Source organism: Geoglobus sp., assembly GCF_054018175.1.
Genome location: NZ_JBPLZQ010000077.1, coordinates 1 through 11,192, shown reverse-complemented (window position 1 = coordinate 11,192; position 11,192 = coordinate 1). Strand labels below are relative to the sequence as shown.

Genomic DNA, 11,192 nt, shown 5'->3' with positions numbered 1-11,192 from the left:
GGTTTATCTCAACACCTACAACCTCTTTCGGCCTCGAGAGCCTCGCAATTACGATCGCGTACGGCCCGACGCCTGCGAACATCACGAGAACTCTCTCCCCTTCCTTTACGAGTTTCGCTATTCTCTCCCTCTCTCCTGACAGCTTTACGGTGTAGTACGCCTTCGTCGGATCGACCCTGAACCTGCACCCGTGCTCCCTTGCGATGGTCTCGGTCTCGCTGCCGTAGATGACCTCGTATCTCGCCACCCTGTATTCCCCGCTCACCTCTCCGGTTTTCCTTAGAATTGTCTTGACGTGCTTGTGCTTCGTGAGAATTGCCCTCACAATCTCTTCCTTAAGGTGGTACACGTCGTCGGGAATGTCCACTATCACGACATCGCCAATTATCTCAAAGCTCCTCCTGATCTTCGCCAGCTCCTCTGGCCTTACCCTGTCCTTAAGCAGATCCCTGAGGCTCATCCGGAAGCCCGTAGGCCGGGAGGTAATAATAGTTTTCCGGCAGTTCAGAGGCCCGGTTTCGATGTGGTGCTGATGCTCAAAAAACGCTAACGTTTAAATCCCTGCCGGAAGGTGATTGATTATGGTCAAGCTCGCCGTATCTGGAAAGGGCGGAGTCGGGAAAACGACTCTCACCGCGGTACTCGCTCACCTATTCGCGAAGGACGGTTACAACGTTACGGCAATTGATGCAGACTCCGCAATGAACCTGCCAACCGCCCTCGGTGTCAGCGGTGTGAAACCCCTATCCGAGCTTAAGGACGTAATTGATGAGCGTGTGAGGGGACCGATGGGGACCTACAGGGTGAATCCCAAGGTTGACGACATCTTCGAGATGTACTCGGTGAGGAACGAGGACGGTGTGCGCGTGGCGGTTCTCGGAACGATCGAGAAGGGAGGAGACGGGTGCTTCTGCCCCGAAAACGCGTTCCTCAGGGCGATTCTCAGGCACGCCATATTCAGGGAGAGGGACGTGCTGATACTCGACATGGAGGCCGGTATAGAGCATCTCGGCAGGGGTACCGCAAAGGGCGTGGATTTGCTCATAGCCGTCGTAGAACCCGGAATGAGGAGCTTCGAGACCCTCGCGAGGATCGAGAAGCTCGCCACGGACATAGGTATTGAAAGGGTTGCGGTGGTTGTCAACAAGTACATAGAAAGCGAGAAGGCGAGGGAGCTCGTGGAAGGAATAGACAAACCGCTTCTCGGTATAATTCCCTACAGCCAGGACTTCGTCAGGGCAGACCTGGAAAACATCCCGCCCTACAAGGTCGTCGATCTGAAGCCATTCCAGGAGATCAAGATGAACATAGTCAGGCTCGTGGGTGAGTGACGTGAAGGTTGCCATCGTTCTTAGAAAAAAGTACGGGAGGAGGGCAGCCGAGCAGATTGCGAGGAAGTTTGACGTGGTTACCTTCAGACTTCCGGACGAGCTTCCGGAGATCATTGACGATCCCGAGGAAATAGAGCTTCCAGACTACCTTTTCACCGCGGACCTGATTCTCAGCTACGCGCTGCATCCGGATGTCAACTACGAGATAATCCGGAGGGCAGAGGGTACGAACGTCAAGTACGTTGTGCTTCCCGGTGGAGCCAAAAGCGGCTCGAGGGCCCAGCTCAGGGAGCTCGGGGAAAAGCACGGCGTGAGGGTTGTGTGGGAGGACGTGTGCTGCGCCACACCCCTGATAGAAGATGAGGAGACAGGCGACTTCTTCAGAGAGTTCGGCATGCCTGAGTTCGAGATAGTCGTTGAGGATGGCGTGATAAAGGACGTCAAGGTCAGGAGGTCGGCCATATGCGGCTCAAGCTACTTCGTGGCAGAGAAGATCAGGGGTTTGAGTGTTGACGACGCACCATCCAAGGCCGGCTACTTCACCCAGATATACCCCTGTTTTGCCTCCAGAGGAATAGACGGAAAGATTCATCGAGCTGCGCACATCCACAAGAGGCAGGTTGAGAGGGCTATAGAAAAACGTCAAGAAAAGTGAATATCAGGAGTGCTGAACTGAGAGCGGCGTTCATGTAAAAAAACGCAATCTGTATGGACTTTTCGTTTTTCCCGTATCTCACGACCAGGTGTTCTGCTACGATGAGGAGGAAAATCGCGGCGAGCCCAATCCGGGCAGGCAATCCGGCCTGATACATTACGAGCATCGCGTAGCTCAGGATCGCGAAAAAAACAGTGTGGTTTACGAACGCCATTGTCCTGCTCGCACCGATACCGTACCTCGCTGGAAAGCTGTGCAGTCCGTGCTTTCTGTCGAACTCGTAGTCCTGAAGTGCGTATATCATGTCGAACCCGGCCACCCAGAACATCACCGCGACACCGATAAGTAACGGGAGCAGGTCCTGTCCGAGGGGGTCGAACCTGTTGGTTACCGCAATCCATCCGCCCATCGGTGCGAAAGCGAGGTTCAGGCCGAGGACGTAGTGTGACAGAACGGTGTACCTCTTGAGGTAGGGGTAGACGTATGCAGTTATCACGGGTATCGGGGAGAGGTAGAACGCCGTTTCGTTGATCAGGTAGGCTGAAACGAAGTACACCGCGAGAGACGCGATCACGATTGCGTACGCTTCTCTGAGGGATATCAGACCTGCGGGAATGTGTCTTCCCGCGGTTCTCGGATTCATCGCATCTATCTCCCTGTCTATTATCCTGTTGAGCGACATGGCGGCGGTTCTTAGCCCTGTGAATGCGGTAGCGATCAGCAGGAAGGTTCTGGGTGGGACCATCCCGCCCTGCGCGAGAAACGCTCCAAGGTATGCGAACGGAAGGGCGAAGAGTGTGTGCTCGATCTTGATGAAGTCCATCACCAGCCCAAGCTTTTTAATCATTGAAGGCAAATTCCGCAGTGGGTTTAAAAAGGTGATACCATGTTTTCAAGCCCGGAAGACGCCGCGGTATCTGCAGTGCTCTCCATGCTGCTCGAGGTATCCGCCAACCCGAAGGCCGGAAACGTGGACAGGGACCACGATTTTCACGATCTGAGGTACGAGCACTTCCTGGCTTCCTCCTCAGCAGCATTTCCCGTCTTCGTGAGAATCGCCGGACACGAGATTGGCATAGGTCAAGGGGTGCTGGAGCTCGTGAGAAAGACCTCTGAGTTTCACAGCGCTGAAAACGTGCACTTTGGTGCGTTTCTCCTTCTCTCGCCACTCGTTTACTCGATGGGTGATGTGAGGTCTGCAGTAAGGGCAATCAAAGGTACGACCTCCGAGGATTCCCTTTACGTTAGGAAAGCATTCGAGCTGTCCAAAGCAAGGGTGATGGAAGCAGATACGGCGGATCTGAGGGATTCGGATGTGGAGAAGAAAATCGTGGAAATGGGGGTGAACCTCTTCGAGTGGATGAAGCTCGCACCATCTGAGAACTTCATAGCCAGGGAGTACGTGGATGGCTTTCCGCTGACAGAAAGGGGAAAAGATCTCATCTTCGAGGTGTACGACCGTACTGAGGACGTAAACGCAACCCTCGTCGTGTGCTACATATCCTTCCTGTCGACCCTCAGAGATCCGCTGATAATTGCTAAGAAGGGCAGGGAGGTGGCAGAGGCTGTGCGAGAGATGGCCGAGGAGAGCCTGGAGCTCTACAGGTTGACTGAAAATTTCGCCGTGTTCGGGGAACTCGACGTGAGGGTGAGGGCGCTTGGTGTAAATCCTGGAAGCGTTGCCGACCTCGTGATTGCGTCGGCATATCTCGCCCTGTCTGAGGGGTGGAGGTTTTGATCGAGAAGTTCGGGCTGAGGGAGGGAATAAACGAGGTAATCGGGATCACTCTGGGGGACTGGATAAACACCGCTCCACTCGGGGTAATCGTTGGGGACGACGTGAGGGTGCGGCTGTACAGCAACCACACGAGGAAGTTTCTGGAAAGCACGGGAGTGCTCTTCGTTAACGTGATCCACGATCCCGTGGTCTTCGTGGCATCGGCCTTCGACGACCTCGGGGAGGAGTGGTTCGAGTCTCTCGATCCTCCCGTGTTGAGGGGGAGCCTCAGCTGGGTGAAGTTCAGGGCGCACCTTGAAGGGAGCTGGGCTCTTCTCGAGTTTCTGGACGGAGAGGTGCTCAGGGGTGAGGTCAGAGCCGTGAATAGGGGATTCAATGCTGTCGTTGAGGCTGCAGTTCACGCCACGAGATACGTACTGTCTGGGAGCGAAACTCTGGCGGAGAGAATCAGGTACTGCGGAATGATAGTCGAGAGGTGTGGGGGAAAAAGGGAAAAGGAAGCGTACAGGATGCTGCTCGACTACGCCGGGCTGAAAAAATTTGGTTAAATCTTTGGATGAACTTCGATACTCTCGATGTGGGTCGCACCCTTCTCCGAGTGGCAGCTCGCGCAGTACATCTTGCCCCTCGTGTCCTCTATCGTGCTTCCCTTGTCCGAGTGGCATGAACCGCAGGTGTTGAGCTCCGTGTTCCTGTCGAAGTACACGTAGACAAACGTCCCCTCGTGCATGGCGTTGATGAGCTCTGCAGCTTTCCTTGCGACATCTGCCGTGAGCCTCGCACACCTTTCACTCCTCTCTTTGGAGAACGCCCTGTAACCTGAGACCTTGCACCAGTTTGTTACCGAAGCGTGGCACAGCGGTGAGTTCGCGATGGACTTGGGCATTGGGTCGAGCTCGGCCTTCATGGCCTTCGGTGGCCTGTATTTGGGCAGCTCCTCGAACTGGTACCATGCAAAGAGCTCGTTTATTACCTTATCTGCCTCTTCTTCCGGTAAGCACAGGTAAGTGGCCCAAGCAGCGCCATTTAGGGCACCACACACCGTTGCCCAGCCAACCACGCCCCCTTTTCCAACAGTTGCTATGCTCGCAACTGGGAGAAACTCTTTGTAGGGCGACCCCACTTCGTCTGCCAGAGACTTGGCTATTGCATAGAATGCGCCGAAACAGCAGTGAGCTCCAGGAAGCTTCTCACCGCTGAATGTCTTTCCACAGTAGCCCTCATAACCGAGTCTCTCTGCTTTCATCGGGTCTATTTGTTTAAACTCCCATGGGGGCTCTGGAAGTTCGGCGATAACTTCTCTAACCTCAGGTGTTGGCGTGGTTTCTGGAGTGGGAGTTGGTGTTCTCGGAGTTCTTGCGATTTCTTCCTCCTGTGCACACCCCATCAGTGCTGACGCGAAGGCCGCACCCATAATCCCGAGAAAACTCCTCCGGTACATATTATCACCACTATTATCATATGTTAAACGAAGTTGAAAAACATTTCTCTGTGTTGACTTTTACACATGTAGTAATTTACGCCAAATATAGAAATTCAGAATCCCCTACCTCTCAATGCAAAAAGGGAGTGTGAAACGGGAAAGTGTACTGGAAATTCAGGCCGTCATCTCAGGAACTCTCTCAGGTCCCAGAGGAGCTTTGGATGTTTTTTGAACAGCTCGAGCGCGAGCCTCCTCACGCTCATCTCCTCTATGGGCATGCCTTCGAGGCTTGACGTGAGCTTGTCGAGCGTCGCGTCGTCGAGCCTGATCATCTTCTCCTGCAGCTTCTTGTTTCTGACCAGGTTTTCTCCGAAGTCGGACTTCCACCGCTCGTCGTACCTTTTGAGCGTCTTTGCCGAGTAGTCATTTACTTCAACGGCCTCATAGGCCGTAATACCCGCGTGATAGCCCGCCTTCATCGCGTTTATGATTCCACCTCCTGTTATTGGGTCCGTGTGTCTCGCGGCATCGCCTGCGAGCATGACGTTGTCCGCAACTGCAGTGTCCATCGCTCCCTTCACCGGCACCCCTCCAACCACAACTTCCACTATCTCTCCTTCGGGGAAGTGCTCCTCGACGAACCTGTCCAAGTACCACTTCGCGCTGTTTTCCGCGAGACCCGGCATCACACCAATCCCAACATTCGCTGCATCCTTTCCCTTGGGGAAAAGCCAGATGTACCCGCCGGGCGCGTACTTCTTTCCAACCCAGAAGTAGGTCGTATCATCTTCGAACTCTATGTTGGTCATCAGGTACTGCACGCAGCTCTCGATCTCGTTGAGCTTGAGCGTCGTGTCTATCCCTGCCCACTTGGCAACCCTGCTCTCAACGCCGTCAGCGCCAATCACGATCTTCGTTGTCACCTCCTCGAGCTCGCCCATGCTCCTGATCCCGAGTCTCACGATTCCGTCCTCTCTCCTGAACGAGACTGCGGAGGTCTTCGTCAGGACTTCGGCACCGGCTTTGCTTGCAAGTCTCGCGAGGTACCTGTCGAAGATCTTCCTTTCCAGCACGTAGCCTACCTCGTTCCCGGCACTTTCCGCGGACAGCACGACCTTGTGGCTGGATGGCGAGATGATTTCGGCGCTCTCGATTTCGCTTGCGATCCACCTGCTGTCCGGCTTAACGAAGCTCTCAAGCCCTTCCCTGCTCACACCCTCGGCACACCTAACCGGGACTCCAATTTCCTGCCTTTTCTCGATTAGCAGGACCTCGAGACCCTTCTCCGCAGCAGTTTTCGCTGCAATGCTGCCAGCAGGCCCGGCACCAACAACTACGACGTCATAATCGGTCATTCGACCACCTCTAAAGCGTTCATTGGGCACGTCTTCACACACGCCATGCAGAGGGTGCATTTATCGTGATATATCTCGAGGTACGTTTCGACGAGCTCGTTGGCGTTGAACTTGCAAACGGCCACGCATGCACCGCAGTAACCACACTTGTACCTGTTGACAGCGAGTCTTCTCATGGCATTAAGACGGGGCTCCCTTAAATAACCTTTTCTCCTCCCCTCACCTTCGCATAAACGAAGAGGGTCACTATCTGGGTGAACTGGTGGACCATTACGTAGACCGCGTAAACAGGCGAGAGGGAGAGGGTGAGAATTGCTATGACGCTCGAGTTGTTCTTGCCAGCTGTTATGAACACGTACGACAGGTGTTCCTTCAGGCTCATGTTAAACGCCTTTGAGAGTATCTCTGCAAGGAGAATGGCTGAGAGTATGAACCCAAGCGAGAGCGGTATCTGACCAAGGATGTACTCCGGGTGAACGAACCTCGCCTTTGAGAGGAAAATCGTGAAGACGAGCAGGTTAAGGCTCCCCTCGGTAAGCCGGGATATCCTTTCTCTGTTGGGGTTGTAGAACCTGCCCGCCAGGTTTCCGAAGGCTATGGGCAGTATGACAACGACGAAAAGAGACCTCACCACCGCGTGCATGTCGAGGGAAATGCTGTGCAGTCCCGTTATGGCTTTTAGCAGCGCGGGAAAGGTCACCACTCCGGCGAGAAAGTTAACGGCCATGAGCGAAACTGAGAGCTCGAGGTCACCGCCTGAGATGAGCACGTAAACCGGATTCATGCTCGGTACCGGCATCAGGAGGGAGGATGCCAGAGCAACACCCATCTCGCCGTTCTGAGCGAGCTTTAACGCCAGCAGCGCGTAAGCTGGGGAGTAGATGAAGTTGATGATCATCGAGGCAATGAGGGGCTTTTTCGAGAACCTCGTGGCTTTCAGTTTGAGCAGCATCATTGAGGGGAGGATCGTGGTGAAAACGAGGAGGGTTATGACCGCGGAGAGAGGACTCTGAATGCCTGTCGTGTCGAAGACCCTGCCGAGAACGTATCCCACTGATGCGGAGACGAAGATCAGGAGGAGCTTAGACGTCAACCCTCACCTCATCGAGGTAAATGCCCTCCCCCTCCTCAACATGACCAACAACGTCTCCTTCAAGCTCCTTCCTCAGCTCTTCAGCTGTGCTTTCACCGCATATCAGCATGAACCCCATTCCCATGTTGAACGTCCTGTACATCTCATCCGTCTCTATGTTTCCAAGCTCCTGCAGGAAGGTGAAGATTTTCTGGGGTTTGAGGGGGCTATCGATCACGAATTTGACCTTTTTCAGCCTTTTCAGGTTCAGCAATCCTCCGCCGGTGATGTGGGCCATTCCGTGGATGTCGTGTTCCCTTGCAACACCAAGCACCTCAGAGTAAATTCTCGTTGGAACCAGCAGCTCCTCGCCAATGGTGCGGTTCTCGAATTTGTCGAAGTAGCTGAGACCATTCTCCTCCACGAGCTTTCTTGCCAGAGTCAATCCGTTGCTGTGAATTCCGGAACTTGGGATTGCAAATATAACATCTCCCGGCTTGATTTTTTCACCGGTGATTATCCTTTTCTTGTCCACGAAGCCTATCACCGTGCCGGACAAATCCCAGCCGTTGACTATGTCGAGCGTCGCTGTCTCACCACCAACCAGCGTGATGTTTGCCATCTCACACCCCCTGTTCAGTCCCTCTCCGATCTCGCCCATTATTCTCTCGTCCGGTTTGTTTGTGGCTATGTAATCCACCATCGCAACTGGCTCGGCGTTTATTGCGTAGAGGTCGTTGACGTTCATCGCCACGCAGTCAATGCCTATGGTCCTGAAGTTGTTCATGATCTCGGCGACCTTTATCTTCGTTCCAACTCCGTCCGTGGTTATTGCAATGCCCATGCTGCCAGCGTCAATCACGCTTGCATAGTGGTTCGTCAGGATGGGCTGCCCCGATCCCTTTCTGATGAATTTCAAACCAGAGATCAGGCTTTTTACGGCTTTTTCCTCCTTTCTTATGTCCACACCGGCATCAGCGTAAGATTTCATGCTGAGACATCTACCTAAACCTTAAAAAATCTATGCACAAGTAGTGGCGATGGAAAAGCTTGAAAGGCTGAAGTCGTTCATAGCAGAATTTGAAAGTGTTGCGGTTGCCTTCAGCGGTGGGGTTGACAGCGCAACACTCCTTGCGGTCTCGAGGGAGGTTCTCGGTGAGAGAGTTGTTGCTGTTACTGCCAGAAGCCCCACAGCACCCTCCAGGGATCTGAAGGATGCGAGGAGGTTCGCGGAAGAAATCGGGGTGAGACATGTTTTCATCGAGCTGAACGAGCTTGAGGATGAGAACTTCAGGAAGAATCCTCCCAACAGGTGTTACTTCTGCAAGAGGATGCTCCTCTCGAGGATAACCGAGTTTGCCGGAAGGGAGGGGATACAGGCGGTCTTTGAGGGCACCAATGCTGATGAGCTCAGGGGGCACAGGCCGGGGTACAAGGCCATAGCTGAGTTTGATAACGTCTATTCTCCCTGGGCGATGTTCGGCTTCAACAAGGACGAGATAAGAGCGATAGCAAGAAGTATGGGTTATGAGTTTGCGGACAAACCGTCAATGGCCTGCCTCTCGTCAAGAATCCCGTTCGGAATGGAGATTGACGAGGATAGGCTCAGAAGAATTGATGCAGCCGAGAATCTGGTCATCGCAATTGCCGGAGTTAAGCAGGTGAGGGTCAGGGATTTCGGCGAGAACGCGGTAATCGAGGTGGGCAGGGAGGAGAGAAACAGGATTTTCAGTGAGGGGATTGCAGACAGGATTGTCGAGGAGCTGAGAAAGCTCGGTTACAGGAATGTGCTGATGGATCTGGAGGGGTACAGGACCGGGAAGCTTTCTGAGGGCTCTGCAAGACCGTAACCTGCAATTCTGCTGACCTGTGACAGGGTTGGGGGACAACAGCCTCAGAAAAGCTGGTTTATATGCGTATTGCCTGATTGAAGGTTTGGTAATGCCATAAACTGAATAAATGAGTTACAGCAGCTTTAAAATGTTCCACAACTGATACGCTCCGAACAGCGCAGTCGGAATTAAAGCACAGATGAAAGGTTTTTCCAAACCCGATCTACCTTGAGTGTTTAATTGCCAAAGTCCATATTACGAGATTTCAGTCCAAACAATTTAGACACATTCAATACTTTTGGAAGATTTCAAAATTTTTAGACAAGAAAAAACTTGTATATGAGAACAGTAAAGAATAAGTAGGACAAAAATTGAAGGGAATAATAAGATGTATGCTGTATGGAGGTGGGATGAAGAAGTTGTGAAGTGGCTGGCTGTGGGAATGGTTTTAGGGATGGTTGGGTTGACGATAGTTGGAGGCACTTTCCTTGATTTGTACGGGCAGTATTTATTGGTAAGCAAGGATCCGGCATCAGCAGTGCCTACACTCGGCTTCATGATTTCAGATGCGGCTACTTTTGGGGTTCTCATTTACGCAGGTTTAGCAGCCGGACCTGCAGGATGGGCTGCAGCAGGGATAATTGCTGCAGGGGCAGCATTATGGTGACGCACGACGTTAAAATAGAGAAAATTAAGGAATGGAGAACGATTTCAGCGATAATGTTTCCGATCTCTTTTTTATTTGTTTTTTTAGCGTATTTTATAGCTTATATTTTTAAAGATAAGCTGCTTATTTTGTCACCATATTTAACGACTTACGTTATTGGTTTTGGTGTGGGATATTTCTTCACGGAGAAATTTTCGAAATTCAGTGAATGGCTGACTCATGCGGAAGGTCAGCCCAATATGCGATTTTGGTTTTTGTTTGGAGTAACCATCAGTTATTTCATTGCAGTATCTGTTTCGTTCATATATGCCACTTTGCTCAGAATAGAGTACACTCTTGACAAGTGGTTGATAGGTTGGGGACTGTTGTTTGGAGTTACAACATTCATGGGATATTATGGTGGTGCATCTCTCTACATATACAAGAAAACTGGAGAAGTGATTGATGTTGTATGAAATCATTGCTTTATTTTTTGCCAATAATCGTGTTTTTTATGGGTTTTATCGTGGGATTAAAAAATTACAATACAGTTGATCTTCCAAAATCACGTATTATTATAATACCTGAATTTGACAATTTTACACATGAAAGTTTATCTTTTGGACTTATTCTTACCAACAACGTCAAAGTTGTGTTAGTCTGTATTTTTGGCTCCCTATTTTTGTCAGTTCCAACCTTATTAACGCTCTTTAGAAACGGATTTATTCTCGGCTATCAAACTGCCAGTTCCTTATCTACAATCGGTTTCCAAGCGTTTGCTTATGTTTTTCCCCACGGCATCTTCAAAATTCCAGCCATCATCATAGCAGGAGCAGCAGGCTTTAAGATTCCATACGAGATTATCCGTTATTTAGCAGGCAGAAAGGAGCAAATTTTAACGAAGGAAGACATCAAGGAATACCTAACGCTTGCTTTAATCTCGATAATTCTGATCGTAATAGCCGCATTTGTAGAAGCCTACATAACACCAAGAATAGCTGAGTACTTTCTATTGTAGTTTCCTAAAATTATTTCCTGCCATCAAACCACCTCCAGCAGTAACCAAAAACTCTTTCAGGAGTCAACTTTCTCAAAAATGCTTTATAGGGAGTCTCCAGTTCATCTAAATTGAGGCTCATG

Annotated in this window: 15 protein-coding genes; 8 read left to right on the top strand and 7 right to left on the bottom strand. The window is 51.4% G+C overall.

Features of this window, described 5'->3' with window-relative positions; translation table 11 throughout:
* Nucleotides 1–460: class I SAM-dependent methyltransferase family protein (locus tag ACXJJC_RS06240; RefSeq protein ID WP_503421141.1), on the bottom strand; the 460-nt coding region annotated here is incomplete at its 3' end.
* A gap of 121 nt (nucleotides 461–581) precedes the next feature.
* Between ACXJJC_RS06240 and ACXJJC_RS06235 the strand changes: the two genes are divergently transcribed.
* Both ACXJJC_RS06235 and ACXJJC_RS06230 read left to right on the top strand, forming a co-directional pair.
* Entirely contained in the window at nucleotides 582–1,331 is a 750-nt protein-coding gene (locus ACXJJC_RS06235; RefSeq protein WP_456370251.1) for an ATP-binding protein, read from the top strand.
* Entirely contained in the window at nucleotides 1,324–1,986 is a 663-nt protein-coding gene (locus ACXJJC_RS06230) for a DUF166 domain-containing protein (RefSeq protein ID WP_456370250.1), read from the top strand. The genes ACXJJC_RS06235 and ACXJJC_RS06230 overlap by 8 nt, the downstream gene beginning before the upstream one ends.
* Here the strand turns inward: ACXJJC_RS06230 and ACXJJC_RS06225 are convergent.
* On the bottom strand, nucleotides 1,961–2,833 hold the full coding sequence (locus tag ACXJJC_RS06225) for a UbiA-like polyprenyltransferase (protein WP_456370248.1): 873 nt from the start codon (nucleotides 2,831–2,833) through the stop codon (nucleotides 1,961–1,963). The genes ACXJJC_RS06230 and ACXJJC_RS06225 overlap by 26 nt on opposite strands.
* Before the next feature lie 39 nt (nucleotides 2,834–2,872).
* Between ACXJJC_RS06225 and ACXJJC_RS06220 the strand changes: the two genes are divergently transcribed.
* Nucleotides 2,873–3,724: a triphosphoribosyl-dephospho-CoA synthase gene (locus ACXJJC_RS06220; protein WP_456370247.1), complete on the top strand. Its 852-nt coding sequence runs from the start codon at nucleotides 2,873–2,875 to the stop codon at nucleotides 3,722–3,724.
* Nucleotides 3,712–4,272 carry a DUF447 domain-containing protein gene (locus tag ACXJJC_RS06215; RefSeq protein WP_456370245.1) on the top strand — a complete coding sequence of 187 codons (561 nt, stop codon included), beginning with the start codon at nucleotides 3,712–3,714 and terminating at the stop codon, nucleotides 4,270–4,272. Before ACXJJC_RS06220 ends, ACXJJC_RS06215 begins: the two co-directional genes overlap by 13 nt.
* Here ACXJJC_RS06215 and ACXJJC_RS06210 read toward each other — a convergent pair.
* The 5 genes from ACXJJC_RS06210 to purM form a co-directional block, all read right to left on the bottom strand.
* Nucleotides 4,269–5,165, bottom strand: a complete 897-nt coding sequence (locus tag ACXJJC_RS06210) for a C-GCAxxG-C-C family protein (RefSeq protein WP_456370244.1) — start codon at nucleotides 5,163–5,165, stop codon at nucleotides 4,269–4,271. The genes ACXJJC_RS06215 and ACXJJC_RS06210 overlap by 4 nt on opposite strands.
* A gap of 164 nt (nucleotides 5,166–5,329) precedes the next feature.
* Nucleotides 5,330–6,502, bottom strand: coding sequence for an NAD(P)/FAD-dependent oxidoreductase (locus ACXJJC_RS06205; RefSeq protein ID WP_456370243.1), 1,173 nt, complete (start codon nucleotides 6,500–6,502; stop codon nucleotides 5,330–5,332).
* On the bottom strand, nucleotides 6,499–6,678 hold the full coding sequence (locus ACXJJC_RS06200) for a 4Fe-4S binding protein (protein ID WP_456370241.1): 180 nt from the start codon (nucleotides 6,676–6,678) through the stop codon (nucleotides 6,499–6,501). Before ACXJJC_RS06200 ends, ACXJJC_RS06205 begins: the two co-directional genes overlap by 4 nt.
* Before the next feature lie 20 nt (nucleotides 6,679–6,698).
* A complete protein-coding gene (locus tag ACXJJC_RS06195) occupies nucleotides 6,699–7,595 on the bottom strand; it encodes a bile acid:sodium symporter (protein ID WP_456370239.1) in 897 nt (298 codons plus the stop codon).
* On the bottom strand, nucleotides 7,585–8,565 hold the full coding sequence (purM, locus tag ACXJJC_RS06190) for a phosphoribosylformylglycinamidine cyclo-ligase (protein ID WP_456370237.1): 981 nt from the start codon (nucleotides 8,563–8,565) through the stop codon (nucleotides 7,585–7,587). The genes ACXJJC_RS06195 and purM overlap by 11 nt, the downstream gene beginning before the upstream one ends.
* A 49-nt stretch (nucleotides 8,566–8,614) precedes the next feature.
* On the opposite strand from purM, the gene larE reads away from it, so the two are divergent.
* The 4 genes from larE (at nucleotide 8,615) to ACXJJC_RS06170 (ending at nucleotide 11,070) form a co-directional block, all read left to right on the top strand.
* Nucleotides 8,615–9,424 (top strand): ATP-dependent sacrificial sulfur transferase LarE, encoded by an 810-nt coding sequence (larE, locus tag ACXJJC_RS06185; protein WP_456370236.1) that lies wholly within the window; start codon nucleotides 8,615–8,617, stop codon nucleotides 9,422–9,424.
* Between the two features lie 370 nt (nucleotides 9,425–9,794).
* A complete protein-coding gene (locus ACXJJC_RS06180) occupies nucleotides 9,795–10,073 on the top strand; it encodes a hypothetical protein (RefSeq protein WP_456370233.1) in 279 nt (92 codons plus the stop codon).
* The gene (locus ACXJJC_RS06175) at nucleotides 10,067–10,528 is read left to right on the top strand and encodes a hypothetical protein (RefSeq protein WP_048090241.1); all 462 of its coding nucleotides are present in this window, start codon (nucleotides 10,067–10,069) and stop codon (nucleotides 10,526–10,528) included. The genes ACXJJC_RS06180 and ACXJJC_RS06175 overlap by 7 nt, the downstream gene beginning before the upstream one ends.
* Nucleotides 10,525–11,070, top strand: coding sequence for a stage II sporulation protein M (locus ACXJJC_RS06170; RefSeq protein ID WP_456370232.1), 546 nt, complete (start codon nucleotides 10,525–10,527; stop codon nucleotides 11,068–11,070). Before ACXJJC_RS06175 ends, ACXJJC_RS06170 begins: the two co-directional genes overlap by 4 nt.
* Nucleotides 11,071–11,192 lie beyond the last annotated feature (122 nt).